We start from the raw sequence: 26018 nt of genomic DNA, 5'->3' as shown, positions 1-26018 counted from the left end.
CCATGGCACAACAACGCTTGATCCTCTGCTTTGATGGCACCTGGAATGATCCCCAGGACCAAACCAATGTTTATCGTCTTTCCCGTAGTCTGCATGACTACGATGGCCCTATCGAACAGCGATTTTTCTATGACCCAGGGGTGGGTACTAACCGTTTTGATAAGTTGCAGGGAGGGGTGTTTGGCACAGGGTTAGGCAAAAACCTATTGCAGGGCTATGAATGGCTGGCCCGGCGTTACAGTGAAGGGGATGAAATTTACCTGTTTGGTTTTAGCCGCGGAGCCTATACCGCCCGTAGCTTGGTAGGGATGCTGCGTAAGTGTGGGCTATTGCATATCACTACCCCAGGGTTGCTAAAAGCTGCCCAGGCACTGTATCGGGATAAGCAGGCTCGTCCTAATGGCGAACGCTGTCAGGCATTTCGCCGCACCTATAGCCGTGAGGTGCGGGTGCATTTTATTGGGGTATGGGACACGGTGGGAATGCTGGGGGTGCCCGGTACCTTTTTAAACGAAAAAGGGGTTTATGCCTGGCATGATACCGAGCTGTCCTCCATTGTTGATCGGGCTTATCAGGCGCTGGCATTGGATGAACACCGAGCGGCTTATGCTGCTGCTCTCTGGACTCACCCAGATGGCATCAAGAAGGCCAGTCAGCTGGAGGTGGAGCAGCGCTGGTTTATTGGTGCTCATGCCAATGTTGGCGGAGGCTATGGGGAAGATCCACTGGCGTTGATCCCTTTTGCCTGGATGCAGCAAAAGGCCCGTCAAGCAGGGCTCAAACTGGATCTGCTGCGCCCCGCAGCGGATGCCTACCTGAGCACAACCAATGATTCCTATGCTGAGTTCCTCAAAGGGATCTACCGTGCCTGGCGTAAACTCCGTCAGCCGGTTGACGAGGGGCGTTTTTACCGCCGTTGGGATAGGGATAATGAAGGCATGCTGGCGGTTAATGTCAGCATTGATCCCAGCGTCTGGCAACGTTGGCAGGATGATCCCTGTTATCGTCCCCCTACGCTGCTGCGGGCAGGGCTAGAGCCTGAGCAGGAAAAGGTGCAGGCGGTGGGTTAGCAAGGCAGGCTGGCGTTGGGGCTTAGCACTGCATCGCGCTTAATACAGACGAAGATGGCATTGCCAGTTTGTCCCTGCCAGGGCAGTAGGCGCTGATAGTCGTGCTCAAACAGCTGAACATCAAAGTAAGGGCTGAGCAGGGTGGTCATTTCCGTGAAGCTGGTGGCCACCATCGGGTGTTCATCCTGCCAGTGGTGCTGCTCTTCACCGCTTTGCTTATGGATGCTGAGGCGCAGGCTTTGCCGATCCCCTTCGCCGCGGTAATACCAGCCGGAGGTGAAGGTCAGCTCGCTATCAGGCTGTTGCACACTGTGGCGAGCGAAGGAGTGGTTATCAATCTGGCCTTTATCAACGCTGTTAAAACAAAACAGCCCACCGCTATTGAGGGCCTGATGCACCTGTTGGATACAGGCCTGCAGCTTGGTGGTTTCGCCACTGTAGTGCAGTGAATAGAGGAAGCAGGTGATCAGATCCTGGCCCTGATCAAGGCTGAAACTGCACATATCCTGGCAGTCAAACTGTGCTTCGGGGCAACGCTTGCGGGCCAGATCCAGCATCGGCTGGTTAAGGTCGAGGCCGCGACTGCTGAAGCCCTGATCAAGAAAATGGCGAATATGGGGGCCACTGCCACAGGCTAAGTCCAGGTGCAGGCGACCCTGATTGCCAAAAAGCTGATGCAGGCGGGCAACGCACTGACTCTGGCTGGCGTAGTCGATATCCAGGCACATGAGATCGTAGTAGGCGGACAGGTCAGTATAGAGCGCGTTGGTGCTGGTGCTGGCGGTCAGAGGTGTGGGCATGGCGAAAGCTCAAAAGCAAAAAGGCGGGCCTGGAGCAGGGCTTGGCAATCAAAGGCGGCGAATCATAGCCTAGTTTTTGAGCAGGGCGAAGTGAATTATCCGCTACGCTGAACTGACTCTATATATCCGGCACGAAAAGGTCGGTGATGGGACGAGCGGGTGCATGGCAGCAGGAAAAACGTTTCCTTCGTTTGTATAACGGGGCGACGCAAGGGCCGCCCCGCAGAATTAGACTCAAGCCAAGCTGGCAACCGCCTGTTCCATGCGATTAATCGCTTGCTCCAGCAGGGCGCGGCTGCAGCCAAAGTTAAGACGGACAAAATTGCCGTTACCAAAGTCTTTGCCAGGGGACATGCCGACGCCATGACGCTCAAAAAACTGCTGGGGGTTATCAAGCGCTAAAGCACTGCAATCGATCCAGGCCAGATAGGTGGCTTCAATAGGGTGCAGACGCAGGCCGGGGATGGCGTTAATCCGCTCCATGAGCAGATCACGGTTGCCCCTCAGGTAGTCATTTTGAGCGCTAAGCCAGTCATCACCATGGCGATAGGCGGCTTCGGCGGCGGTATAACCGAGCAGGTTGACGTCCGGCACGATACCGCGCATCACCCGTTTCAGGCGCTGGCGCCATTCGGGGTTGGCGACAATGGCAAAGGAACAGGCCAGACCGGCGACATTAAAGGCCTTGCTCGGTGCCATCAGGGTCAGGGTGCGTTGGTTGGCATCTTCACTCAGACTGGCAATCGGGGTATGGCACAGGCCCGGCTCCAGGAGTAGATCACAGTGCACTTCATCGCTGCAGATCAGGGTGTTATAGCGTTGGCACAGTGCCGCCAGGGCCTGCAGCTCCTCGCGACGATAAACGGTGCCACCGGGGTTGTGTGGATTACACAGCAGCAACAGGGCTGGCGCATGCTGGGCCAGTTGCTGTTCCAAGGCTGCTAAGTCCAGCAGCCAGCGGCCTTCCTGCAACTGCATGGGCACGCTGAGTAACTGACGATCACTCTGGCGTGGCGCGGTGGTGAACTTCGGATACACCGGCAGGGGGCTGCATACCGGGCTACCACTGTCACCAAAGGAGCGGCAAGCCAGGTTCAGGCCACAGACTAACCCGGGCAGGTAGACAATCCACTCAGGCTGAATTTGCCAGTCATACAGGCGAGCCATGCGCTCCACGATGGCTTCACTGAGGGAGCGAGGCGCCAGGGTGTAACCAAAAACACCATGATTGACCCGCCCCTGCAGGGCCTGAATCACCGCCGGAGGGGCAGGAAAGTCGGTATCGGCCACCCACATGGGGATCACATCCTGCTGCTCATACTTATCCCACTTTTGGCTGGAGGTTCCGCGCCGGTCGGGAGTGTGGTCAAATCCTGCCATTGTTCGCATCCTTTTCCTGGAGCTGAGTAAACGCCTATGTCCGGCATCTTACCCCAGTCATTCTTCGATCAACCACCCCTGCAATTGGCCCGGGCGCTATTGGGCAAGGTGATTCGTCATCGCGTGCAGGGGCAGTGGCTGGCGGCGCGGATTATCGAGACCGAAGCCTATGACCGGCGTGAGAAGGGCAGCCATGCTTCCTTGGGCTATACCGCCAAGCGCCGGGCGCTCTTTATGCCACCAGGGACTCTGTATCTGTATTACGCCCGTGGCAAGGACTCCCTCAATATCAGTGCCCGCGGTGAAGGGGCAGGGGTGTTAATCAAGTCAGGAGTGCCCTGGACGGATGAATTATCGGGCGCTGACAGCCTGGCCCTGATGCAGCAGTTGAACCCATCTGCCCAGGGCTTGCCGCGTCAGCCACAACGCCTTTGTAGCGGCCAGACCCTGTTCTGCCGTGCGTTGGGGATCAAGGTGGTGGACTGGGATCAGCGTTGTCCGGAGCCCGAGCGGTTACGGATAGAAGCGGTGGACTATCAGCCGGGGACGGTGATTCAAACCACCCGTTTGGGTATCCCTAAGGGGCGCGATGAGCATCTGCTCTGGCGTCTGGTGGATGCGGCGGAAGCAGCCCATTGCAGCCGTAACCCACTGCGTAGTCGTAGCCTCCCCTATCACCTGCTTGAGGCAGACCAGCCTTTATTGGTGGATGGGCCGCAGGATAAGGGCTAGTCCAGCACGCTTGACGGGGGCTTTGGCTGGCCAGGGGGCATGGGCTTTGGGTTGCCAAGGGAAGGTGCCGGGAGTATCGTTTCCCCACCTGTGAATAGAAAAGCTTTCTATCCCTTGCCTGCCGTCTTCCCCCTTTATCCACATGACCCTGTCGGTCTGGGGTTGCGGCCATTCCTCAGGGGCGGCTCAGGCGTTTGCACAGCCTGCCTGCTATGCCCGCCCCAGGGCACAATAATGAAATGGAACACCACTTCAACAGTGGTTAGCTGGAGTACAGAGCATGAGCGCCAACGATCGCGTCATTATTTTTGATACCACCCTTCGTGATGGTGAACAGAGCCCCGGAGCCTCCATGACCCGGGACGAGAAGGTACGGATTGCCAAGCACCTGGAGCGGATGCGGGTTGACGTGATTGAAGCAGGCTTTGCCATGGCCAGTGTCGGTGACTTTGAAGCGGTCAGGGCGGTGGCGGAAGCAGTCAAAGAAAGCCGGGTATGCTCCCTGGCGCGGGCGCTGGACGCGGATATCGACCGTGCGGGTGAGGCGCTACAGGTTGCCAATGCCGGGCGGATTCACACCTTTATCGCCACCTCGCCGATTCACATGAAGTACAAACTGAAGATGGAGCCGGATCAGGTGGTGGCTCAGGCCATCCATGCGGTCAAGCGGGCGCGCAATCTGATTGATGATGTGGAGTTCTCGCTGGAGGATGCCAGCCGTACTGAGTTCGATTTCATGTGCCGTATCGTCGAGGAGGCGATTCGTGCTGGTGCCCGTACCATTAATATCCCCGATACCGTTGGCTATGCCCTGCCGGAAGAGTTTGGTGACACCATTCGCCGCCTGCTGGAGCGGGTGCCCAATGCCGATCAGGCGATTATCTCTGTCCACTGCCATAACGATCTGGGCCTGGCGGTTTCTAACTCTATTGCGGCGGTAGCCAATGGTGCCCGTCAGGTGGAGTGCACCATCAATGGTTTGGGTGAGCGTGCCGGCAATGCGGCACTGGAAGAGTTTGTGATGGCGCTGCGCACTCGCCATGATCGCTTAGGCCTCAGTACCGGTATTGAGACCCAGCACATCGTGCCGACCTCCCGTTTGGTCTCCACCATTACCGGCTTTCCGGTGCAGCCCAACAAGGCCATTGTCGGCGCCAATGCCTTTGCCCATGAGTCCGGCATCCACCAGGATGGGGTGCTCAAGCATCGCGAAACCTATGAAATTATGACCGCCCAGGATGTCGGCTGGCACACCAACCGTATGGTGCTGGGCAAACACTCTGGTCGTAATGCCTTCCGCACCCGTCTGGAGGAGCTGGGGATCAGCTTCAGCACCGATGCCGAGTTAAACGAGGCGTTCCGCCGCTTTAAAGAACTGGCGGATAAAAAGCATGAGATTTTCGATGAAGACCTGCAGGCGCTGGTATCTGAGCAGCGTGCTTCGGAAGAAATTGATGAGCATATCCGCCTGAGTTACATGAGCGTGACCTCCGAAACCGGTGAGGTGCCGCTGGCTACCCTGCGCCTGATGGTCAATGGTCAGGAGGTCAGCACCCAGGCCGAGGGCTCAGGCCCGGTGGATGCCGCCTTTAAGGCGATTGAGCAGGTGGCTCAGTCTGGCGCCAGCCTGGAGCTGTATTCGGTTAATGCCATTACCTCAGGCACCGACTCCCAGGGCGAGGTAACGGTTCGTCTGGAAAAAGGTGGACGCATCGTCAACGGTAACGGTGCCGATACCGATATCGTCATCGCCTCGGCCAAGGCCTATATCCACGCCCTCAATATTATGATGGCGGGTCGGGAAAAGGCGCACCCTCAGGTCTGATATGGCATTCGAGACAGCATTACAGGACGAAAGCCTACGCCTTGCCTGCCTGGAGGCGATGGGGATAGACGTATGGGTGCCGCAGCGGCCTTTGCCGGGGGCGGCTCCCTCTTTATATTTCTTCTGGCCCTGGCAGGCGGGTAAAGAGGCCCAGCCTGCTCCGCCGTTGCGTGATCAGGCGCCTCAGCGGGCGATGCAGGTATTGGAGCAGGCAGTGCCTGCCATCACTGCTGCGCCATCAGAGGCATTAGCCGCGCTGGCGGAAGTGAGCGAGGCGCCTCCTGCCCGTGCAGAAGTTACGCCGCCGCGGCCTGCGCCCCAGGCCGAGGTGCAGTCTCATCCTCACGCTGATCCCGAGGCGGTGCCGCGCTTCCAGTTAGCCTGGGTGCGTTTGGGTAGCTTGTTGCTGGTGGCGGATGTGCCCTTGCAGCGGCCCCAGCTCAATCCTGATGCCCTCAGTCTGGCGAGTAATATTGCCCAGGCGGTGCAAGGGCGGGGCTTGGACGCGCTACCTTTCCAGTACTTCCGCTGGCCTCAGGTGAAAATACGGGGGGTGGATCAATCCCAGACAATGGCGACCCGTACTTTGCGTTTGTTGTTGGGCAAACAGCAGGCTGCAGGCATCCTCCTGCTGGGCAGTCAGGCCTGTTGGCATTTGCTCCAGCAGGAAGTGAGTGAGGCGGATTTTGCTCAGTTGCAGCAGTTGCCAGGCTTACCTCCGATAGCCTGCAGCTATAGTCTGGAAGCTTTGCTGCGGGTGTCGGCACTCAAGCGTGATGCCTGGCAGCAGTTGCAACCCCTGTGTCAGGCCCTGCGCAGTGCAGCCAGCCATTAATCCCCGTAACTTATTCCCGTAACTGATCCCCGTATTGGCGCCTACTGGCGCCGCTATTTACCATGCATAAGAGAGTCTGTTGATGTTGATTGCGTTAACTGCCAGTCACTTGCCTACCTTGATGACGGGCATGGCGGCTACCTTTTATCACCCCTGGAGTGAAGGGCAGTGGCGGGATTCCTTGCAGCATCACCACTGCCTGGGTTGGCAGGTGCAGGGGCAATTGGCGGCCCATGCGGTCTTTTCCCAGGTGTTGGATGAGGCGGAGTTGCTGACGTTATCGAGTTACCCTGCATTTCAGCGCCAGGGCCTGGCCCGTCAGTTACTGCAAACGGCGATCCCCTGGTTGCAGCAGCGTGGCGTCACCCGTTTGCTGTTAGAGGTGCGGGCTTCCAATCAGCCCGCTCTGGCGCTCTATCAGCAGTTAGGCTTTAGCGAGGATGGCCGACGCAAGGGCTATTATCCGCCGCAGCCACCCTTGCAGCAGCAGGAGGATGCGGTGTTGTTGAGTCGGATGATTTAGCCGGCTGAATAGAGAGTTAGCTCAGGTCGCTGGCCACCTGGTAGCGGGGATCGGCAAAGGAGTCGACCAGCACCAGGTTGTTAGCCTGGGCGTTAAGCAGGGCACGGCACTCGCTACTTAAATGACGTAACTGCAGGCGTTTGTTGGCCTGGGTGTAGCGCGCCGCCAGTTGCTCAATCGCCTTGACCCCTGAGTGGTCGTATACCCGACTATAGCGGAAATCCACCACCACCTGTTGTGGGTCACGGCTGGGATCAAACTGCTGCAAAAAGCTGTTTGCCGAGGCAAAAAACAAGGGACCCTGCAGTAGGTAAATACGCTGCTCACCCTCATCCAGGGGGATGATGCGCATCTGCTTGGCGTGCTCCCAGGCAAAGCTCAGCGCCGCCAGAATAATGCCTGCCAATACCCCCCAGATCAGGTTGGTGCTGATAATCACCCCTGCCATGATCAAGGCAATCAGCAAGTCTTGATGGCGGGCCTTACGGGCCAGCCGAATCAACGCCCACTCCAATACGGATAAGTTAGCCAGTAGTACCAACCCCACCAGGATGCCGACCGGTACCTGGGCAATCAGTGTGCCCCCATACCAGGCCAGGGTGAGCAGGGTAGCCGCGGCAATCAAGGTAGACAGACGAGTTCGCCCGCCCAGATAGAGGTTCACCAGGGTTTGGCCAAAATGAGCGCTGGCGGCCATGCCGCCGAGACAGGCATTGGTAATATTGGCGACCCCCTGGGCCAGGCATTCCTGATTGCTGCGGCCCCGGGTATTGCTCAGCTCATCGGCCAGGCTGAGGGTGAGCAGAGCTTCGCTCATGCCCAGTAGCGCCAACAGGGCGCCATAAGCGAGTACCACCAGCCAATCCAGTGGCGCCATGCCGAGTTTGGGCAGATTAAAGCTGGGTAGGCTGCCACTCCAGCTGCCAAGCTCGCCCAGCAGCAGGGTGTCAAAGGGAAAGTACAGGCTGGTGCCGATCAGGGTGCCAAGCAGGGCCAGATTGCTTAGCCAGCGCGGCAGAAATTGCGGCAGCAGGCGCCACAACAAGAGCGTACCCAGTACCAGCCCCAGCATGATCAGCAGCGGCTCACCTGCGAGCCAGGCGTTTTGGCTGGCGGCGACATTATTGAGTGGGCTTTGGCGGAAGTATTGCAATTGCTGCCAGAACAGCAGTGCCCCCAAACCCAGGACAAAACCCAGTAAGACGCCAGGGGGCAACATGCGGACAAATTTGCCTAAGCGGAAGAAGCCCGCCAGTAGCTGTAGCGCCCCCATCACCAGCACCGCCGCAAAGACATAGTCGAGGCCGTAGTTGACCAGAATATCCGCCATCACCAGCGCCAGCGCCGGGGTGGTGCAGGCCGCCATGGCCGGTCGCCCACCAAATAGGGTAATGAGCAGCAAGAAACAGCCAGCGGAATAAAGACCAGTGAGGGGGGCCAGGCCAGCGATAAACGCCAGCATCAGCGCCTCTGGCAGCAGGGTTAAGGACAACATCAACCCTGCAGTGCTCTCATAGGCAAGCAAGGAGGCTGTGCGGGTCAGCATCTGCAGCATGCAGCTCGTTCCACCAAGTCTAAAGGGCGGATTCTAGCAAACTTCCGCAGTTCGCCAAAAAAAGCTTATGAGGCCATGGGGAGCAGCCTGATCCGTAGCAAGCTGTCGGGCTGAGGGGGTGATAAAATGCTCGGCCAGATGAGATCGCCCCTTTTCAGCATGGCGGGTATGGCAGGGCAAGAAGGAGAGCATGCAAGGTGAGTGTTACCCAGGGTTTGTTAACGGGAGCCTGGCTATTCTGGTTGCAGCTGGGCTATGGGCTGGTGTTGCTCTGGGCACTATGGCGGGCACCCTGGCGTATTCTGGCGCGTGAGCCGAGGTTACAGCATCTGTATCTGGGGGCCACGGTGGTGATTATGCTGATGTGGCAACTGCGGGCCGGGATTTCCCCGGGGATGGCGGTGCATTTTCTTGGGGTGACCACCCTGACCCTGATGTTTGGCTGGGAACTGGCGATCATCAGTGCCACCCTGGCTTTGACGGGGATGTCGTTGATTGGCCTGGAGGCCTGGGATGGCTTTAGCGTTAACGGCCTCTGCGCCGCTGTGGTGCCAGCCTTGGCCTCCTACTATGGCCTGCGCCTGGTGGAGCGGCTGTTTCCGCCTAACTTCTTTGTTTATCTGTTTGCCGGAGTGTTTGCCAATGCTGCCCTGGCCGCCACCCTGTCAGGTCTTAGCATGATGCTGGTGTTGGGCCTGGCGGGGGTATATAGCCTGGATAAGATTCTCAATGAATACCTGCTGTTTTTACCGCTGATCATGTTCCCCGAAGGTTTGCTCAACGGCATTTTGATGACCGGCATGATGGTCTATTACCCGGACTGGATCCGCACCTTTGATGCTAAGCGCTACATTGATGAACAGTAAGCCTGCACTCGTCTGTGGGCTAACGCTGCACCGGGCGCTTCTGTAGTTTGCGCTGCAGGGTGCGGCGGTGCATCCCCAGGGCACGGGCGGTGGCAGAGATATTACCATCATTGGCGCTGAGTACCTGCTGAATATGCTCCCACTCCAGCCGTGCCGGTGACATCGGCTGCTCTTGCAGGGGTTGGTGTGGATTGGGGCTGGCATTGAGCGCCAGCAGGATATCCTCCACCTGCGCGGGCTTGGGCAGGTAGTGTTTGGCCCCTAGTTTGATCGCATCGACACAGGTGGCTAGGCTGGCATAACCGGTTAGTACCAGAATGTGCAGATCCGCCTGCTGCTGTAGTAGCAGCGGTAACAGTTGTAGGCCGGATTCGCCATCCAGATTCAAGTCCAGAGTGGCGTAGCGGCACGGCTGCTGGGCCAGCAATGCCAGGGCCTGCTCGCCACTGGCGGCACAGGCCACACTATAGCCCTTACGTTCCAGACCACGCTTGAGCAGGCGGGCAAACACCTCATCATCTTCAATAATCAGCCAATCAAGTTCGTTCATGGAAAGACTCCAGGGGGAGGCGCAGCTCGCAGCGGGTTCCACCTTGGGGGCTGGCCAGCAGTTGCAGGCTGCCGCCCAGGTGTTCCAGGGTGGTGAGAGTCAAGAACAACCCCAGTCCCAGGCCTTGTTCTTTGCTGGTCTGACCGAGGCTGATGGGAGTGGTGGGCGGCCCCTCCCCACGATCGTCGATGCGTAGCTCCAGGTAGTCATGGTGGCAGTGCCAACTGAGGTAAACCGGTTGGCCGGGAGCTGCATCGGCGGCGTTATTCAGGAGGTTAAGCAGGCATACCCCGAGGCTGGAAGGCAGATTGATGCGCGGGTCACCATTGGCGGGTAAAAAAGCCAGCTGTGCATCTGGGCGCAACAACTGCCAGCGCTGCACCCAGTGGCGCAACCACTGGCTGAGGGGCTGGTTGGCGACTGGCTCACTGAGTTGGCTACGCTTCACCATAGCCTGCAGATTCTCCCGGCACAGTACTAACTGTTGTTCCATCAGTTGCACGTCTTCCTGTAGATCAGGGTCGTCCGGATAGCGGTATTTCAACTCATCACTGAGCAGCATCAGGTTGCCTAATGGAGTGCCCAGTTCATGGGCCAGTCCAGCGCTTTCGCTGGCCAGGGACAGCAATTGCGCATCCCGCAGGGCCTGCTCACTGGCTTTGCGCAGCTGAGCCTGTTGCTGGCGCAGGGTCTCCGCCATGCGACTGATAAAGACCAGGATAAAGACGGCATTGAGGAGGAAGTTAAACCACATCCCCCAGATGTGTACATTGAGGGCACCCTCCGGTGCGTCCAGATGTACCTGAAAAGGTGCCGGAAACATCAGCAGCAGGGTATAGGCCAGCGCACCTGCTAGGGCAACGATCAGGGTGTAATGCCAGGACAGCAAGGCAGCACTGTAAGCTAGCGGCACCAGGTAATAAGAGACAAAGGGATTACTGGCCCCTCCGCTTTGGTAGAACACCAGGGATACCAGCAAATAGTCCGCCAGCAGATGGAGCAGCAGCTCGTACTGTTGCACCGGATAGGGGTGCATCAGCCGCATCAGAGTAAAACCCGTCAGGGCCGCTAACAGTAGCAGGCAGCCTGACAGTGTGACCCAGGGTAAATCCACATAGAGTTTGAACTGGGCAAAACCCAGGGCGGCCATTTGCCCGACAAAAAACAGCAGGCGCATATAGGCTAGCTGACGCAGACTGGCGTGAAGGCTGGCGGACAGGCTCAGGCTGGGCATGGCGACCTCGTGCTGACAGGAGCGCCCATTGTACTCAAAGTGAGAAAGTTCGGCTGTGGCGATTTGTCGCAGGTCAGAGTAGGTTTGCCAGTTAGCATGTTGGGAATGCTTGATGGGGTGGTGCAACGTCAGTCCAAATTCCCCTCCTTGGGAGGGGGGCGGCGTAGCCTGATGGGGTGGTTGTTTGAATGCTAACCTGACCACCCCGCCCTGCGGGCACCCCTCCAGAGGAGGGGAATGGTTCCGCCATATCGAGGGGAGTTTCCGATGGTGGATGCACAACGTCAATCCAAATTCCCCTCCTTAGGAGGGGTGGCAGGCGGAGCCTGACGGGGTGGTTGTATGAATGCCCACCTAACCACCCCGCCCTGCGGGCACCCCTCCAGGGGAGGGGAATGGCTCTGTTACATCGAACGCATCAGTAATGGAGGAGAGCTGCTCCACTATATCGAGGATGTCTCGGGTGGCAGGCTGCAGTCTTAACTAAAATACCTCATCAGAGAAAGGGAAGAGCTCTGCCATATTGGGTATATCTTCGATGGCGGATGCGTAACTTCAATCCAAATTCCCCTCCTTGGGAGGGGTGGCAGGCGCAGCCTGACGGGGTGGTCTTTATGCGAAAAACACAAACCTACAAGTCACTCCCCTATAACCCTGCGCTACGTGATAAAGCGAAAGCCTTGCGCAAAGCGGGTGTATTGCACGAGGCATTACTTTGGCTTGAATTAAAAGGCAAACAGCTAAACGGTTTAGACTTTGATCGGCAGAAAATTATTGGCAATTACATTGTCGATTTTTACTGTGCGGAAAAGGCGGTTGTGATTGAGGTAGATGGCAGTTCGCACGATGCCAAACAGGCTGAAGATGCTGGGCGAGATCGCTATTTACAAAGTTTAGGGCTTACTGTGATTCGGTTGTTGGCGAAAGATGTTCTGCAGAGTATGGAGGGGGTGGTGGCTTTCTTGAAGGACCACCCCGCCCTGCGGGCACCCCTCCAGAGGAGGGGAATGGATCCTGCATCGGGCACTCCTTCAGATAAGGGGAGTTGATCCCGCTTCGGATACCCCTCAGAGAAAGAGATTGGCTCCGCTATATCGAGCTCATCAGCAATGGTAGGAGAATGGCTCCGCTATATTGGGTACACCTCTGATGGCGGGACGCAACCTCAGTCCAAATTCCCCTCCTTTGGAGGGGTGGCAGGCGCAGCCTGACGGGGTGGTTGTTTGAATGCTAACCTAACCACCCCGCCCTGCGGGCACCCCTCCAGAGGAGGGGAATGGATTCTACTTCAGGCACGCCTTCAGATAAGGGGAGTTGATCCCGCTTCGGATCCCCCTCAGAGAAAGAGATTGGCTCCGCTATATTGGGTACACCTTTGGTGGCGGGACGCAACCTCAGTCCAAATTCCCCTCCTTTGGAGGGGTGGCAGGCGTAGCCTGACGGGGTGGTTGTATGAATGCCAACCTAACCACCCCGCCCTGCGGGCACCCCTCCAGGCACCCCTCCAGGGGAGGGGAATAGATCCATACAAGATCGCGAGAATAAGACTGCCCCCACCCGCACAGCGGGTAGGGGATGCATGAGCCAAGTCGATATGGCTTAGAAGAAGCCCAGCGGATTGATGTCGTAGCTGACCAGCAGGTTTTTGGTCTGTTGGTAGTGATCGAGCATCATCTTGTGGGTTTCGCGGCCGATACCGGACTTTTTGTAACCCCCGAAGGCGGCGTGAGCAGGGTAGGCATGGTAGCAGTTGGTCCACACCCGGCCAGCCTGGATGCCACGGCCCATACGGTAGGCACGGTTGATGTCACGGGTCCACACCCCGGCACCCAGGCCGTATTCGGTGTCGTTAGCAATAGCCAGGGCTTCGGCTTCATCCTTAAAGGTGGTGATGCCGACAACGGGGCCGAAGATTTCTTCCTGGAAGACGCGCATGCTGTTGTTGCCTTTCCACAGGGTCGGCTGAATGTAGAAGCCGTTCTGCAGCTGGTCGATAGTGGCAACATTGCCACCGAGCAGGAATTCACAGCCTTCCTTACGGCCCAGCTCCAGGTAGCCAGAGATACGCTCGTACTGCTCCAGCGACGCCTGGGCGCCAACCTGGGTGTCGGTATCCAGCGGGTTGCCCTGCTTGATCTTCTTGGCACGCTCTACCACCAGACCGACGAAGTCAGAGTAGATGCTTTCCTGGACCAGCATCCGGCTGGGGCAGGTGCAAACCTCGCCCTGGTTGAAGAAGGCTAGCACGGCCCCTTCCACGCACTTGCTGATGTAGGACTCTTCGCCGCGCATGATGTCTTCAAAGTAGATATTGGGGGACTTGCCGCCCAGCTCGACAGTGGAGGGGATCAGGTTGTCCGCCGCGTACTTGAGCACCAGGTTACCCACCGCGGTGGAGCCGGTGAAGGCAATCTTGGCAATGCGGGAGCTGGTGGCCAGCGCTTTACCGGCCTCTTCACCGTAACCGTTAACGATGTTCAGTACTCCGGGAGGTAGCAGATCCTGAATCAGTTCAGCAAATAACAGGATGGAAACGGGGGTCTGCTCAGCGGGTTTGAGCACCACGCAGTTGCCTGCAGCCAGGGCAGGAGCCAGTTTCCAGGCGGCCATCAGCAGGGGGAAGTTCCAGGGGATAATCTGTCCCACTACTCCCAGCGGCTCATGGAAATGGTAGCTGGCGGTGGTGGCGTCGATATCGGCGGCACTGCCTTCCTGGGCGCGGATACAGCCGGCAAAGTAACGGAAGTGATCGACGCAGAGGGGGACGTCTGCCGCCAGGGTTTCACGCACGGCTTTACCGTTGTCCCAGGTCTCGGAGACCGCCAGTTTTTCCAGGTTCTGCTCGATGCGGTCGGCGATTTTCAGCAGAATGTTGGAGCGTTCGGTGACGGAGCTACGGCCCCAGGCATCTTTGGCGCGGTGAGCGGCATCCAGTGCCAGTTCCACGTCTTCAGCGGTGGAGCGGGGCACTTCACAGATGGGTGAACCGTTCACAGGAGTGATATTAACGAAGTATTGACCCTTCACTGGGGCGACCCACTCGCCACCAATAAAGTTGCCATAACGGGGTTTGAAGTTAACTACAGCGCCTTCGCTGCCGGGTTGGGCGTAGATCATGGTAGGTCCTCTGACTTGTTGTTATGAGGCAGTGTGCTTGTGACGCTTTGATCTTTGCCCAAGCGGCGGTTTTGGCCTATGAAACTTTGGCGGCTGTTTTTTCCGCCTTTAGTATTAGTTTTTCCGCCGCAGGCTGGGACAACTCCCACAGATTGCGTACTCTGGAGCCCTGCAAACGAGACACAAGCGCTGGGTGCAAGACTCATCCACTGATAACAATAACCAGGAGCAGCTATGTACCGAATTATCACGGCGGATGATCATCCCATCTTTCGTGAGGCCATCGTCCAGGTGATTCGTAGCCGCTGGCCCGAGGCGGAGGTGGCAGAGACTGCTTCCGTGGCGGCCACGCAAGCGCTGCTTGAAGTCGATGCGGACTATGACCTCCTGCTGCTGGATTTGAATATGGAAGGGATGGATGGCTTTCAGGGCTTGATGCGTCTGCGTGAGCAATGGCCGCTGTTGCCCGTGGTGATGATGACCGCTGAGGAAGAGCGCCAACTGGCCCTGCAGGCGTTGTCGCTGGGGGCGGTGGGTTATATCCCTAAATCCAGCCCACGGGGGCAAATCCAGGAAGCTCTGGCCCAGGTGCTGGAGGGGCAGGTGTACCTCCCCGCCAGTCTGATGCGGGCCGAGGCGCCGCCTGCTTCCCCAGCGGCGCAGGTCTGCCTGGACCCAAAGCTGCTGCAATCCCTGACCCGTAAACAATTGCAGGTGCTGCAGCTGATGGCGGAGGGCTATGCCAATAAGCAGATCGCCTACGAATTGGAGATTGCCGAAGCGACGGTCAAGGCCCATGTTTCAGCTATTTTGCACAAGCTCAATCTGACTAACCGAGTGCAGGCCGCCCTGGCTGCGCGGGCTTTTAACTTTGCGGAGTTGAAACGGTGGTAGGGGGGCAGATCAAGCTGCTGCAGCCGGGCTTGCCGGATGCACCGCGCCAGCCTGGGTTATGGCGGTTGATGAGTGAGGCGCGGGAGCTGGGCGAGTGTGCCAGGCAGTTACTCAGTGCCTTACCTGCTGCAGCGGAACAGGCGCCAGGTTGGCTGTGGCTGTTTGCCTCACCGGACTATGACTTGGTACAGCTGGTTGAGTTGTTGCAACAGGCATTGCCCGAGACCGATATTCTGGCTTGCACCACCGCCGGTGAGTTGACCCCCCAAGGCTATCGGGAAGGCTCAGTGACCGGGGTGGCCTTTGCCCGCAGCCATTTCACCATCAGTACTGCGCTGGTGGAGGATATGCCGCAATTTGACTGGCAACGGGCCGAACATCTGGCGGCCAGCCTGATTGAGCAAGTGCAGAGTCGCGCCAAGGCACCGGTGGTGGGGCATAGCTTTGCCTTGGCCTGGTTGGATGGCCTCTGTGAGCATGGCGAGCTGTTGGTCAGCCGGTTAAATACGGCCTTTGGTGCTACCCCGGTGCTTGGAGGCTCCGCCGGTGATGATCTGCACTTTACCCATACTCAGGTGATTTACCGGGGCCGGGCCTATACCGACGCGGCGGTGGTGGCACTGGTGAATACCAGCTTGCCCTTTGCGATTTTCAGCCAGCGTCACGTGCAGGAAAGCGATGAAATGCTGGTGGTGACGGAGGCAGACAGCGCCCATCGGCGAGTGCTGGAGCTGGATGCCGAGCCCGCCGCAGAGGTCTATGCGCGCATGTTAGGGGTGAGCCCCGCTGAGCTCTGTCCTACCCTGTTTGCCTGTAACACCCTGAGCGTGCGCATTGGCGAGGAGGGATTTGTGCGGGCGATTCAGCAGGCCAATGCCGATGGCAGCCTGACCTTTTACTGTGCAGTGGAGCGTGGCATTGTGCTGCGCCGTAATCATTACGCCGACATGTTGGAATGCCTGCACAATCTGTTGGCCGAGCTGGATCAACGCCTGGGGGCACCGCAACTGTTATTGGCTTTTGACTGTATTTTTCGTCGACTGGAGCTGGAGGCCAATGGTCGCAAGACCGAAGCGGAGGTCCTGTTACAGGCCCATCAGGCGGTCGGCTTTAGTACCTATGGTGAGCACATTGAAGGGGTGCATCTCAACCATACTCTGACCGGGGTGGTGATCGGTCAGGCCGGGGGTGGCCATGACGGCTGAGGCCGAACATTTAGCCGAGTTGGCCCAGCTAAGACGCGATAATCAGCGCCTGAAGAAAATCAATCAGGCCCTGATGGAGCGGGTGGAGGCCAGTCATGATTCCAGTGCCTATGCCGCCTTCGAACATGCGGCGATGCTGGCGGAGCGGGTGCGGGAGCGCACCGCTGAACTCTCAGCCCTGAATCAGCAACTGCGTGAAGCTAAGTCCCAGGCTGATCTCGCCAATCAATCGAAAAGTCGTTTTCTGGCGGCGGTCAGCCATGACCTGTTGCAACCCCTCAATGCTGCCCGTCTGTTTAATGCCAGCCTGTTGGAGCAGCCGCTACCTGAAGCAGCACTGAAGCAAGTCCAGGCTGGACAACGGGCGCTGGAGGATGTGGAGGCGCTGCTGCTGACCCTGGTGGACATGGCCAAGCTGGAGGCCGGAGTCCTGGTGGCTCAGCCAGGCCCCTTGCAGTTACAGCCATGGTTAGCGGCATTAAGCCAGGAGTTTGCTGCCCTGAGTCAGCAACAGGCGATCCGCTGGCGGGTACGCTTGCGCCCGGCCTGGGTGCAGACCGACCCGCAGTTACTCAGTCGGATATTACGTAACCTGCTAACCAACGCCCTGCGCTATACCCCGGTGGGTGGCCAGGTACTGTTGGCCTGTCGCCCGGCCCACTGGCAGGGGCAGGCAGGTTGCTGGTTACAGGTCTGGGATACTGGCATTGGCATTGCCGAGGGCAAATTGCCGCAGATCTTTAAGGAGTTCAGTCGGGTGCATGAGCCAGGGCACTTACCCCGCGCTGAGCAGGGTGATAAGGGGCTGGGGCTGGGTTTGGCCATCGTCGAACGTAGCGCCCGTTTACTGGGCCACCCTCTGCAGGTTCGCTCCCGTCTGGGGAAAGGCAGTTGTTTTAGCCTGTGGTTACCCTTTACCGATCCACCTCAAAGTGTCCCTGCACCCGCGATGTTACCGGGGGTGGATTTGCAAGGCTGTGACATTCTACTGGTGGATAACGATGCCAGTATTGTGCAGGGGATGGAGGCTCTGCTTGGCAGTTGGGGCTGCCAGTTGCAGAGTTATGCCAGTGGTTTGGCCTGGCAACGGGATAACCAACAGCAGCGGCCCAGCTTGGCGATTCTCGACTACCACCTGGATAGCCGTGATAACGAGGCTGGGTTAGATGGCATCACCCTGGCGGCGCGGATACGGCAGCGCTGGCCTGCACTGCCGATTCTGATTTTGACCGCCAATCACAGCAGCGAACTGAAGCAGCAGTGCGCCTTATTGGGCTACCAACTCCTGCATAAGCCTATCCGACCGATGAAACTGCGCATGCAACTGGCAGCGATGAGAGCGAACTCAGGAGGTGACTAGGCATCGCCCAAGCTAGTCTTCACTGATGACCACATCCGTCAGGGGAATGGCACAGCAGGTAAGAATATAGCCATGCTCCTGTTCCACTTCACTGAGGCCACCGGGAGCGTCGGGCATGGCCACCTTGCCACTGAGCAGGCGCTGCTTACAGCTGCCACAGACACCGGCGCGGCATGACCAGGGTAAATCAAATCCCGCCAGTTCGGCTTGCTCCAGCAGGGTACTCTGGTTATCGCCGACAAAGTCGCCCCAACCTTCCACTTCAATACGTACCTCACAGGGAGCCTGTTGCTCGGTACTGGGCAAGGGCGCGCTGAAGCTTTCTTTATAGATTTGCGTCTTGCTGAGCCCCAGTTCCAACAGCATTTGTTCGGCGTGTTGCATAAAGCCCTGAGGGCCGCAGAGGTAAACATCCCGCTGTGGCAACTGCGGGAGATTTTGCAGGTGTTCACGGCTGAGGCGTCCGCTCAGGCCCTGCCAATCGCCCTCAGGTTGACTGAGCAGTGCGGTGAGCTGCAGGCCAGGATGCTCAGCCGCCAGAGTACTGAGTTCATCCCAGGCGGGCAGGTCTGCCTGGCTGCGGGCCTGATGGAAGAATAGTAGGTCGTTAATTTCACCCTGATCAGCCAGATAGCGCAGGATGCTCAGCATCGGCGTCACCCCGGAGCCGGCACTGAGCAGCAGTGCGGGCTGTTTGCCCTGCCAGTAAAAGTGTCCATTAGGGGCATGGGCGAGCAGGGTTTGTCCTGGTTGTAACTGATCATGCAGGGCATTGGATGCCTCGCCATCGGTAATGCGTTTGACGCTGATGGCATAACGACCAGGGCGGCTGGGGCTGGAGCTAAGGGTGTAATAACGCAGCAAGCGGCCCTTGGTGGTATCGAATGCCAGTGGCAGGTGCTGGCCTGGGCGGTAGTCCGCTAAGGGGGCGCCATCTTCGGCTTCTAACCAGAAGGTGACAAAGTCGCGGGCGATTGCTTGGCGTTCCACGCAGCGTAAAACGCGGCGGCGTGGGGCATTATCGACATAGGCTGCCGGAGCCTGGGTTTCGATCACCTCGACTGTATCCCCCAGACGGATTTCACCCTCGTTCAGGGCAATCAGATTTTGCCCAAACATCAGCTCACCGCTACTGGCTTCCTGGCGGTATTGCTTGAGGGTATGCAGTGGCTCCTGCTGGGGATGAAAACGCTGATCCTCGGCGCTGACGGTCGTCATAATGCAGCGGGAGCAGGGTTTGGCGACCAGGAATTCCACCTGGCCGATGCGAATCTTGCGCCAGCCATCCTCACCAAACGCCAGGGTGCCCTCCACCACCAGATTGGGGCGGAACTGGCTCATCTGCATGCGTGCATTGGCGCGCAGATTCAGGTCATCCAGTGAGGCCTGGCTGATTAGCAGCAGCGGGTAACCATCGGCAAAGCTGACCCGTTTGCCAAGCTTGACCCGCAACCGGTCGGAGCGTGGCCCAAGCCACAGCAATTGCACCGGCTGACCCACCACCTGGCTGAGCCAGGCATCGTAGTCCGGGTGGGTGCGCAGGGCGTTAAATTGATCAGACCAGACTTGAGCAGGCTGCGGTTGCAGGCTGAAGTGGGCCTGACGCACTTCCAGCGGCGGAAGGCCGGGGTAGCTTAAATCCATGTCCGCCTGTTGATTGGCCTCTGCCAGGGGGGCCAGATAGCGGGCCTTGAGCCGTTGCAGTTGCGGATGGGTACGGGCGGTGAGCATCTGCCCCTTGAGGTCGATGAGCAGATAGCGGCGATCCCCCACCGGGCCCTCTTCGCCGATTGCGAGTGCATCCGTCAGCACGGGGGCAGAGGATTTAATCGGATAGTAATAGAGGGCACTGATGTGGGGCATGATGCTTCCTGTCGTCCTTTTTGGCAGGGGCATAGCTATAGCAGAGCCTTCCTGACTTTGCATCCCTGTTTTAACGCGGCAGGCGTAATAAGCCGTTGGCCAGCGCGGTGCCGAGCAACACTAAGCCTGCGCCGATCAGCATGCTTAGACTGATTGCTTCATCCAGAATCCAGGCGCCCCACAACATGCCGAACAGTGGGATCAGCAGGGTGACACTGATCGCTTTTTGCGCCCCGGCGGCTTCAATCAGATGGAAATAGAGCAGGTAGGCCAGTGCTGTGCAGCCTAGTGCAAGCAGAATAACGGCTTGCCAAGCGGGCCAGGAGGGCTGTTGTTCGGGCCAGAAGGCGACGGCCAGGGGGAACAGCAGTAACGCGGCCAACAGCTGGCTGCCGGTGGCAGTCACCAGGGCTGCCACCCCCGCCAGTTTGGCCTTGGAGTAGAGTGCGGCCAACGCATAACTGAGGGTGGCGGCTAAGGCGGCGAGCAAGGCCAGCCAAGGCACTTCCCCCATCTGTACCTTATGCCATACCAGCATGATCACCCCTGCCAGCCCTGCTACCAGTCCTAGCACACTGCTGCGGCTGGCGGGTTGACCCAGCAGCAACAGAGCCAGCAGCAGGCTCCAGAGCGGCGCGCTGGCGTTGAGGATGGCCCCCATTCCTGCCGCGAGACTCAGCAAGGCGTAACTGATCAGGGTAAAGGGCAGGGCGGAATTAAAGACACCTACCACTAATAATGGCCGCCAATGCTGCACCATCCTGCGTCCCTGCCGGCGCCACAGTAATAGGGGCAGCAAGGCGACACCGGCGATGGCAACCCGTAAAAAGATCAGGGCGAAGGGGCCAAACTCTGGCACGGCTTGACGCATAAACAGAAAGGAGGCGCCCCACAGTGCGGCCAGGGTCAGAAGCTCCAGATTTAGCAAGGGCGTCATGCGTGAGTCGCTCGGCTTGCTCATAACAAGCCTTCCAGTTGCAACAGGGCGCGTTTGCGCTCCAGTCCCCCGGCATAACCGGTGAGTTTGCCCTGGCTGCCCAATACCCGGTGACAGGGAACGATCAAACTGAGGGGGTTGCGTCCGGTAGCGGCCCCCACGGCACGGCTGGCGGTGGGCTTATTGAGGGCATGGGCCAACTCACCATAACGACGGCTATGGCCGTAGGGAATGGTGGCGATGGCTTGCCAGACCTGTTGCTGGAAGGCGGTGCCCTGGGGGGCCAGGGGTAAGTCAAACTGACGCAGCTGACCGGCGAAATAAGCCTGTAGTTGCTGCTCAAGCTCTTGGAAAAGAGGCAGTGGTTGCTCTTGCCAGTGGTTATCGAGAGCCGGAAAGTATTGCTGCCCTTCAAAATACAACCCTTGCAAACCCTGGGGATTAGCGAGGGCGAGCATGCCACCAAGGGGGGTAGCGAACCAGCGATAAACAATCATTCGTTAGGCTCCAATTGTTGCCAGAGGTGCATCAGGGCATAACCACGCCAGGGACGCCAGGCTTCTGCCTGGCGCAAAATCTCGGTGGGGCTGGCTTGTAGGGCCAGTTTTAAACCGTGATCACTATGGGGGAAGGCATCGGGCCAACCCAGTACCCGCAGGGCAATGTAATGGGCTGTCCAGGGGCCAATCCCGGGCAAGGCTTGCAGGCTTTGCAGGGCTGGCTCCACCGGCGCGCCAGGGTAGAGATTCAGCTGCTGCCAATTTCGCGCCAGGGCAAGCAGGGTAGCGGCTCGTTTGCCTGGCATGCCCTGGCTGGCCAGTTCCGCCACGCTCAATTGGGCCAGGCGCTCTGGGCGGGGGAAGTGGCGATTTAACTCGGGCCAGGGGCTGGCACAGGGCTCCCCAAAGGCCTGGCTCAGGCGAGCCATCAGGGTACGAGCGGCCTGGACACTGACTTGTTGGCCGAGAATGGCGTAGCAACAACTCTCAAAACTGTCGAAACAACCGGGCACCCGCAGCCCCGGGCGTGCCCTGGCCAGTTCACCCAGGCAGTGCTGTACGGGGGCCGGGTCAGCATCGACATCAAACAGATGACGGACGCGGGTGAGCACATCGGCCAATACCGGCGCACACTGGGGCGCCAATTGCAGCAGCAGACGTTGGGACTGGGGTTGGAAACGTACTTCCAGCCAGCCATCGATTGCCTGCTGTTGCTGATAGAGGCGCAGGGTGCGGCGATAGCACTGCTCGCCTGACTGTTGGCTGACCTGCTCAATGCCGTTGACGCTGCGCTTACTGAAAAAGTGGATTAAGGCGGCAAAGTCATAGGGAGGGCGTACCCCCAGTGGCAAGCAGAGGGCACTGCGCTGAGGGCTACGTTGGCGGCGCAACTGTGAGGGTGACAGGCGGTAGTGACGCTGGAATAAATCATAGAGGCGACGGCTACTGCCCAAACCCACCGCGACGGCGATATCGGCCTGATCCAGATCGGTATCGGTGAGCAATTGCTTGGCTAACCACAGGCGGCGGTGCTGCAGCATGGCATTGGCGGACATTCCCCAGCAGCTTTGAAACAGACGGCGTAAATGGCGATCACTGACCCCCAAACGTGCGGCTAGCCAGTGTAGGTCTGGCAGCTCCGCCAGGTGTCGCTCCATGAGGCGCAGTGCTGCCTGGGCCAGCTCGCTGCGGCTATCCACCTGCGCCAAACCCGGAGCCAACTCAGGACGACAGCGTAAACAGGGACGAAAACCCGCCGCTTCGGCCGCCGCCGCGTGGTGGAAAAAACTGCAGCCCTGGGCTTGGGGGGTACGGGCCGGACAAATTGGCCGGCAGTAAATGCCGGTGCTGTGCACCCCAACATAGAAATGGCCATCAAAGCGGGCATCGCGGCTTTGTAGGGCGCGGTAACAGGCTTGAGGGTCAAGGGGGGTCATACTTAGCACCAGTGGTTTAAACGATGGGGCTATTATGGCAAGGGGATAGCTTGGCTGTCTGTGAAAAACGGACATGGTAGTGCTAGAGAGGGTTTGATTTATTTGTTCTATTTTGTTTTCATTGTGGAATATTTATTCCCTTGTAAAGAGACAGGCGGGAGAAGGAGATGTCCAAGTTACTTGTCAAACCCCAGCCAGCCGATGAGCGTGGCCGGGTGCTCAATATCACCCCCGCCAGTGCCGGCTGGCGTTATGTTGGCTTTGAGGTTTACCACCTGGCTGCCGGGCAACAGCTCGATTGCCAGTATGAGCATGAGGAAGTGTGCCTGGTGTGGCTCAGTGGCAAGGCTGAGGTGGAGGCTGGGGGACAAGCGCTGGGGGAACTGGGGCAGCGCATGAGTCTTTTTGAGCAGACCCCCCCTTATGCACTTTATTTGCCCCCTGGCACCCCCGTCCGCCTGCAAGCCAGTACGGCATTGGAGTTGGCGGTTTGTAAGGCGCCGGCACAGCAAGGTATGCCGCTGCGGCTGATCACCCCTGCGCAGGTGCCGGTTATGGTGCGGGGGCAAGGCAGCAATCTGCGCCATATCCATAATATTCTGATGGGGGAGCACCCCGCCGAATCTCTATTGATCACCGAGGTCTATACCCCCGCCGGCCATTGGTCGAGTTATCCGCCGCATAAGCATGACACGGATAACCTGCCGGCAGAGTCGTATTTGGAGGAGACTTACTACCATCGCTTAAACCCCGCGCAGGGCTTTGCTTTCCAGCGGGTCTATACCGATGACCGCAGTCTGGATGAAACCCTCAGTGTTGAGGATGGTCAGGTGGTGCTGGTGCCCAGGGGCTACCATCCGGTGGGAGCTCCCCATGGCTATGATCTTTACTATCTGAATGTGATGGCGGGGCCGAGTCGCCAGTGGCAGTTTCATAACGATCCGGCCCATGCCTGGATGTTAACGCGCTAGGGCATTACCAGGTTGTCTCATCGGGAATAAAACTGAGGGACAGGGAGTTCAGACAGTAGCGCTGACCGCTGGGGGGCGGGCCATCCGCAAACACATGGCCGAGATGGCCATCGCAGCGGCGACAGCGTATTTCGGTACGCAGCATGCCGTGACTGCGATCTTCCAGATAGCGGATATGATCCGGATCGATGGGCTGGAAAAAGCTTGGCCAACCGCTGCCGGAGTCAAACTTGGCCGCCGCCTGGAACAATGGCAGGGTGCAGAGTCGGCAGTGATAGGTGCCGCTTTGCTGGTGATCATAAAATTGGCCACAGAAAGGGCGCTCGGTGCCCTGGTTAAGGATCACATGGCGCTCTTCGGCGCTGAGGCTGGCGGCACGGGCCTGACGTTCTTCATCACTCAGAGGGGTTAAGTCAAAGCCACTGGCGGAGGTGGTCATACGCCTATCCTTATTGAATCAATAAGGCTGCATCTTGGCGGCTTTGGCGGCGGATCTCAACTCATAGCAACATACCGACAATTCCATACATTTCCCGGCTAATGTCTGTCGGCGGATTAGGGTTGAATGCTCCTATCAACAGGAGAGACCCATGACTGCCATCCCTTCACACCTGATTAACCCCCGAACCTGGCAAGTAGCCTGGCGTTTTTTACTGCTGTGGGCGGCCATTATGTTGTTGCTGGTAGGCTGTACTGGGGCAGCGGTGACACTGATGAATCAATTTAATCTGACCCGCGCGGAAGTGGTGGGGGAACGTCTATACCTGCTAGGCGAGTTTAACTCCCAATCCTATCAACAGGTAGTGGAGGTTTTGGAGCGGCACCCCCAGGTGAAAACCTTGGTACTCACCGCTAACCCGGGTTCGTTGGATGATGAGACGACCTTTAAGCTGGGCCGGGAAATTCGTCGGCGTGGCCTAGACACGCATTTGCTTAATACCAGTGTGATTGCCTCAGGGGCGGTGGATTTATTTTTAGCCGGCAACCGCCGAACCCTGGAAAAGGGCGCGCGTCTGGGGGTGCACTCCTGGTCTGACGGTAGTAAGGACGGGCGTGATTACCCGCGTGAGTCAGAGGAGCACCGGCTGAATGCGGACTACATTCAGGCCATGCTGGGTAGTGAGGAGTTCTATTGGTTTACCCTGCAGGCCGCCCCGGCGGATGGCATGTACTGGATGAGTTACCGCGAAGTTGAACGTATGCAGTTACTGACGGCGGCGGCACTGCAACCGAGTTTGGAGTTACCGCCATTCCGTCAGGAATTCCTGGAGTTACGTCAGCGTTTATTGGAAGAGTGAGCTCAGATCCGGGCCAGATCCTTGGCCAGTCGCTCTTTGCACCAGTCAAACAGCACCTGCAGTTCCCGCGAGCCCTTCATGTGCGGAGCAAACTGAAACTCGTAGTTACCCCCCCAGCGCAACTGCAAATCATGGGCTAACACCAGGCGACCATTGCTTAGCTCATCCTGCACCAACAGTTTGTCCACCAGGGTAATGCCCTGACCTGCACAGGCGGCATAAATTGCAGACTGCATGGATTCAGTGGTGAGAATGGAGGCACGCTGGTACAGCTGTGGGTCTAATCCGGCGGCTTTGAGATAACGCTGCCAGTCTTCGTAGACATGGGAGGGCTCAATTAACTGAGCTTCTGCCAACCAGGCGCTCAGGCTTTGATTAGCGGCGGGGCCAGGATAATCGGGGCTTTTGACACAGATCAGGGTTTCCTGATAGAGGCTCCAGGGGCCTGGTTGTTCACTAAAGCCAATGGCCAGGTCGTACTCATCGTGGCGGAAATCGACATGGTAGGAAAAGGCGGAGGCGACCTTTAATTTCAGCCCGGTTTGCTGTTCACACTCGCGCAGGTGTGGAATAAACCAACGGTCGGCAAAGGTCATGGGAACCTTGATCGAAATCTTGTCTAGCGGGCGAATATTGCCGCAGGCCTGATTGATCAGGGTAAAGGCTTCGGATAGCTGCTGATACAGACGCTCGCCGGCCTGGGTCAGGTGAACCTGCTTGCCGCGGTGCAGTAAGCCGGTTTGAAAGTGAGCTTCCAGTGCCTTGATTTGTTTACTAATGGCACCCTGGCTGACGCAGAGCTCTTCGGCCGCCTTGGAGAAACTTCCCAGTCGGGCTACGGCTTCCAGCACTTGTAGGGCCTTGAGAGAGGGCAGGGCGTTCGATCTCATCGTGTGATCTCTTGGGTGGCGAAATTATCTCATGACTTAGGGAGAAGATTTCAGTTACCCCACATAGGGGGCCTCACTATGCTAAGTCCAGACCCGGCTGACTAGCTAGAGAGTGTTTACTTTCTAGCCAATGTTGCCTGGTCGTTCGACTTTTTCTCATAGTTAGTGCCTAAGTGT

General features: G+C 58.2%; 24 protein-coding genes. 12 read left to right on the top strand and 12 right to left on the bottom strand.

All coding sequences use genetic code 11. The features are described from left to right. The first annotated feature begins 2 nt into the window (after nt 1-2). Nucleotides 3-1070, top strand: a complete 1068-nt coding sequence (locus tag Q334_RS0105525; protein WP_027312340.1) for a DUF2235 domain-containing protein — start codon at nt 3-5, stop codon at nt 1068-1070. Here the strand turns inward: Q334_RS0105525 and Q334_RS18110 are convergent. Further along, entirely contained in the window at nt 1067-1870 is an 804-nt protein-coding gene (locus Q334_RS18110) for a class I SAM-dependent DNA methyltransferase (protein ID WP_051527540.1), read from the bottom strand. The two genes, Q334_RS0105525 and Q334_RS18110, sit on opposite strands and share 4 nt — an antisense overlap. A 234-nt stretch (nt 1871-2104) precedes the next feature. Continuing rightward, nucleotides 2105-3250: a MalY/PatB family protein gene (locus Q334_RS0105515; protein WP_027312339.1), complete on the bottom strand. Its 1146-nt coding sequence runs from the start codon at nt 3248-3250 to the stop codon at nt 2105-2107. A gap of 36 nt (nt 3251-3286) precedes the next feature. Between Q334_RS0105515 and Q334_RS18105 the strand changes: the two genes are divergently transcribed. The 4 genes from Q334_RS18105 to rimI all read left to right on the top strand — a co-directional run bounded on the left by Q334_RS18105 (nt 3287) and on the right by rimI (nt 7165). Beyond that, on the top strand, nt 3287-3982 hold the full coding sequence (locus Q334_RS18105; protein WP_081414347.1) for a DNA-3-methyladenine glycosylase: 696 nt from the start codon (nt 3287-3289) through the stop codon (nt 3980-3982). A 280-nt stretch (nt 3983-4262) separates the two neighbouring features. Further along, a complete protein-coding gene (locus tag Q334_RS0105505) occupies nt 4263-5807 on the top strand; it encodes a 2-isopropylmalate synthase (protein WP_027312338.1) in 1545 nt (514 codons plus the stop codon). Between the two features lies 1 nt (nt 5808). Beyond that, nucleotides 5809-6642: a hypothetical protein gene (locus Q334_RS0105500; RefSeq protein WP_027312337.1), complete on the top strand. Its 834-nt coding sequence runs from the start codon at nt 5809-5811 to the stop codon at nt 6640-6642. 82 nt (nt 6643-6724) lie between these two features. Next, entirely contained in the window at nt 6725-7165 is a 441-nt protein-coding gene (rimI, locus tag Q334_RS18100; protein ID WP_035460849.1) for a ribosomal protein S18-alanine N-acetyltransferase, read from the top strand. A gap of 16 nt (nt 7166-7181) precedes the next feature. Here rimI and Q334_RS0105490 read toward each other — a convergent pair whose 3' ends face one another. Next, a complete protein-coding gene (locus tag Q334_RS0105490) occupies nt 7182-8720 on the bottom strand; it encodes a SulP family inorganic anion transporter (protein ID WP_027312336.1) in 1539 nt (512 codons plus the stop codon). A 197-nt stretch (nt 8721-8917) separates the two neighbouring features. Here Q334_RS0105490 and Q334_RS0105485 point away from each other — a divergent pair, with 197 nt between their 5' ends. Next, entirely contained in the window at nt 8918-9586 is a 669-nt protein-coding gene (locus Q334_RS0105485) for an energy-coupling factor ABC transporter permease (RefSeq protein ID WP_027312335.1), read from the top strand. 19 nt (nt 9587-9605) lie between these two features. Here the strand turns inward: Q334_RS0105485 and Q334_RS0105480 are convergent, their stop codons facing one another. Next, nucleotides 9606-10136 (bottom strand): response regulator transcription factor, encoded by a 531-nt coding sequence (locus Q334_RS0105480; RefSeq protein ID WP_027312334.1) that lies wholly within the window; start codon nt 10134-10136, stop codon nt 9606-9608. Further along, nucleotides 10123-11496 carry an ATP-binding protein gene (locus Q334_RS0105475; RefSeq protein WP_051527539.1) on the bottom strand — a complete coding sequence of 458 codons (1374 nt, stop codon included), beginning with the start codon at nt 11494-11496 and terminating at the stop codon, nt 10123-10125. Before Q334_RS0105475 ends, Q334_RS0105480 begins: the two co-directional genes overlap by 14 nt. A gap of 488 nt (nt 11497-11984) precedes the next feature. On the opposite strand from Q334_RS0105475, the gene Q334_RS0105470 reads away from it, so the two are divergent. Next, the gene (locus tag Q334_RS0105470) at nt 11985-12419 is read left to right on the top strand and encodes an endonuclease domain-containing protein (RefSeq protein WP_027312332.1); all 435 of its coding nucleotides are present in this window, start codon (nt 11985-11987) and stop codon (nt 12417-12419) included. 550 nt (nt 12420-12969) lie between these two features. Here Q334_RS0105470 and exaC read toward each other — a convergent pair. Then, nucleotides 12970-14487, bottom strand: coding sequence for an acetaldehyde dehydrogenase ExaC (gene exaC / locus Q334_RS0105465; protein WP_027312331.1), 1518 nt, complete (start codon nt 14485-14487; stop codon nt 12970-12972). 234 nt (nt 14488-14721) lie between these two features. On the opposite strand from exaC, the gene Q334_RS0105460 reads away from it, so the two are divergent. Genes Q334_RS0105460 through Q334_RS0105450 form a run of 3 tightly spaced genes read left to right on the top strand, consistent with a single transcriptional unit; the run spans nt 14722 to nt 17946 of the window. After that, nucleotides 14722-15381: a response regulator gene (locus Q334_RS0105460; RefSeq protein WP_027312330.1), complete on the top strand. Its 660-nt coding sequence runs from the start codon at nt 14722-14724 to the stop codon at nt 15379-15381. After that, nucleotides 15375-16586 carry a nitric oxide-sensing protein NosP gene (gene nosP, locus Q334_RS0105455; RefSeq protein ID WP_051527538.1) on the top strand — a complete coding sequence of 404 codons (1212 nt, stop codon included), beginning with the start codon at nt 15375-15377 and terminating at the stop codon, nt 16584-16586. The genes Q334_RS0105460 and nosP overlap by 7 nt, the downstream gene beginning before the upstream one ends. Next, complete coding sequence (locus Q334_RS0105450) at nt 16576-17946, top strand: ATP-binding response regulator (RefSeq protein ID WP_035460841.1); 1371 nt, start codon at nt 16576-16578, stop codon at nt 17944-17946. Before nosP ends, Q334_RS0105450 begins: the two co-directional genes overlap by 11 nt. Before the next feature lie 12 nt (nt 17947-17958). Here the strand turns inward: Q334_RS0105450 and Q334_RS0105445 are convergent, their stop codons facing one another. The 4 genes from Q334_RS0105445 to Q334_RS0105430 all read right to left on the bottom strand — a co-directional run bounded on the left by Q334_RS0105445 (nt 17959) and on the right by Q334_RS0105430 (nt 22682). After that, nucleotides 17959-19809 carry a hybrid-cluster NAD(P)-dependent oxidoreductase gene (locus Q334_RS0105445; RefSeq protein WP_027312327.1) on the bottom strand — a complete coding sequence of 617 codons (1851 nt, stop codon included), beginning with the start codon at nt 19807-19809 and terminating at the stop codon, nt 17959-17961. Nucleotides 19810-19879: 70 nt separating this feature from the next. After that, nucleotides 19880-20770, bottom strand: coding sequence for a DMT family transporter (locus Q334_RS0105440; protein ID WP_211249496.1), 891 nt, complete (start codon nt 20768-20770; stop codon nt 19880-19882). Next, the gene (locus Q334_RS0105435; RefSeq protein ID WP_027312325.1) at nt 20767-21243 is read right to left on the bottom strand and encodes a methylated-DNA--[protein]-cysteine S-methyltransferase; all 477 of its coding nucleotides are present in this window, start codon (nt 21241-21243) and stop codon (nt 20767-20769) included. The genes Q334_RS0105440 and Q334_RS0105435 overlap by 4 nt, the downstream gene beginning before the upstream one ends. Further along, nucleotides 21240-22682, bottom strand: coding sequence for a DNA-3-methyladenine glycosylase 2 family protein (locus Q334_RS0105430; RefSeq protein ID WP_027312324.1), 1443 nt, complete (start codon nt 22680-22682; stop codon nt 21240-21242). The genes Q334_RS0105435 and Q334_RS0105430 overlap by 4 nt, the downstream gene beginning before the upstream one ends. 167 nt (nt 22683-22849) lie before the next feature. Here Q334_RS0105430 and iolB point away from each other — a divergent pair, with 167 nt between their 5' ends. Next, a complete protein-coding gene (gene iolB / locus Q334_RS0105425) occupies nt 22850-23653 on the top strand; it encodes a 5-deoxy-glucuronate isomerase (RefSeq protein ID WP_027312323.1) in 804 nt (267 codons plus the stop codon). Between the two features lie 4 nt (nt 23654-23657). Here the strand turns inward: iolB and msrB are convergent, their stop codons facing one another. Continuing rightward, nucleotides 23658-24092, bottom strand: coding sequence for a peptide-methionine (R)-S-oxide reductase MsrB (gene msrB, locus Q334_RS0105420; protein ID WP_027312322.1), 435 nt, complete (start codon nt 24090-24092; stop codon nt 23658-23660). 151 nt (nt 24093-24243) lie between these two features. On the opposite strand from msrB, the gene Q334_RS18095 reads away from it, so the two are divergent. Next, complete coding sequence (locus tag Q334_RS18095) at nt 24244-24951, top strand: COG3904 family protein (RefSeq protein WP_051527537.1); 708 nt, start codon at nt 24244-24246, stop codon at nt 24949-24951. 2 nt (nt 24952-24953) lie between these two features. Here the strand turns inward: Q334_RS18095 and Q334_RS0105410 are convergent, their stop codons facing one another. Further along, the gene (locus tag Q334_RS0105410; RefSeq protein WP_027312321.1) at nt 24954-25841 is read right to left on the bottom strand and encodes a LysR family transcriptional regulator; all 888 of its coding nucleotides are present in this window, start codon (nt 25839-25841) and stop codon (nt 24954-24956) included. Nucleotides 25842-26018: the final 177 nt, after the last annotated feature.

This window comes from Balneatrix alpica DSM 16621 (assembly GCF_000619885.1).
GTDB classification, from domain to species: Bacteria; Pseudomonadota; Gammaproteobacteria; order Pseudomonadales; family Balneatricaceae; genus Balneatrix; species Balneatrix alpica.
Note: the sequence above shows the minus strand (reverse complement) of the source record. Positions and strands in the feature narration are given on the sequence as shown.

Bases quoted from the DNA above. Each gene is read 5' to 3' on its own strand.
- Q334_RS0105515 (WP_027312339.1), bottom strand. From the start codon at position 3,250: ATGGCAGGATTTGACCACACTCCCGACCGGCGCGGAACCTCCAGCCAA.
- rimI (WP_035460849.1), top strand. From the start codon at position 6,725: ATGTTGATTGCGTTAACTGCCAGTCACTTGCCTACCTTGATGACGGGC.
- Q334_RS0105500 (WP_027312337.1), top strand. From the start codon at position 5,809: ATGGCATTCGAGACAGCATTACAGGACGAAAGCCTACGCCTTGCCTGC.
- Q334_RS0105435 (WP_027312325.1), bottom strand. From the start codon at position 21,243: ATGATTGTTTATCGCTGGTTCGCTACCCCCCTTGGTGGCATGCTCGCC.
- Q334_RS18110 (WP_051527540.1), bottom strand. From the start codon at position 1,870: ATGCCCACACCTCTGACCGCCAGCACCAGCACCAACGCGCTCTATACT.
- Q334_RS0105430 (WP_027312324.1), bottom strand. From the start codon at position 22,682: ATGACCCCCCTTGACCCTCAAGCCTGTTACCGCGCCCTACAAAGCCGC.
- iolB (WP_027312323.1), top strand. From the start codon at position 22,850: ATGTCCAAGTTACTTGTCAAACCCCAGCCAGCCGATGAGCGTGGCCGG.
- Q334_RS0105490 (WP_027312336.1), bottom strand. From the start codon at position 8,720: ATGCTGCAGATGCTGACCCGCACAGCCTCCTTGCTTGCCTATGAGAGC.
- Q334_RS0105505 (WP_027312338.1), top strand. From the start codon at position 4,263: ATGAGCGCCAACGATCGCGTCATTATTTTTGATACCACCCTTCGTGAT.
- Q334_RS0105470 (WP_027312332.1), top strand. From the start codon at position 11,985: ATGCGAAAAACACAAACCTACAAGTCACTCCCCTATAACCCTGCGCTA.
- Q334_RS0105460 (WP_027312330.1), top strand. From the start codon at position 14,722: ATGTACCGAATTATCACGGCGGATGATCATCCCATCTTTCGTGAGGCC.
- Q334_RS0105410 (WP_027312321.1), bottom strand. From the start codon at position 25,841: ATGAGATCGAACGCCCTGCCCTCTCTCAAGGCCCTACAAGTGCTGGAA.
- Q334_RS0105480 (WP_027312334.1), bottom strand. From the start codon at position 10,136: ATGAACGAACTTGATTGGCTGATTATTGAAGATGATGAGGTGTTTGCC.
- Q334_RS0105450 (WP_035460841.1), top strand. From the start codon at position 16,576: ATGACGGCTGAGGCCGAACATTTAGCCGAGTTGGCCCAGCTAAGACGC.
- exaC (WP_027312331.1), bottom strand. From the start codon at position 14,487: ATGATCTACGCCCAACCCGGCAGCGAAGGCGCTGTAGTTAACTTCAAA.
- msrB (WP_027312322.1), bottom strand. From the start codon at position 24,092: ATGACCACCTCCGCCAGTGGCTTTGACTTAACCCCTCTGAGTGATGAA.
- Q334_RS0105445 (WP_027312327.1), bottom strand. From the start codon at position 19,809: ATGCCCCACATCAGTGCCCTCTATTACTATCCGATTAAATCCTCTGCC.
- Q334_RS0105440 (WP_211249496.1), bottom strand. From the start codon at position 20,770: ATGAGCAAGCCGAGCGACTCACGCATGACGCCCTTGCTAAATCTGGAG.
- Q334_RS0105525 (WP_027312340.1), top strand. From the start codon at position 3: ATGGCACAACAACGCTTGATCCTCTGCTTTGATGGCACCTGGAATGAT.
- Q334_RS18105 (WP_081414347.1), top strand. From the start codon at position 3,287: ATGTCCGGCATCTTACCCCAGTCATTCTTCGATCAACCACCCCTGCAA.
- Q334_RS18095 (WP_051527537.1), top strand. From the start codon at position 24,244: ATGACTGCCATCCCTTCACACCTGATTAACCCCCGAACCTGGCAAGTA.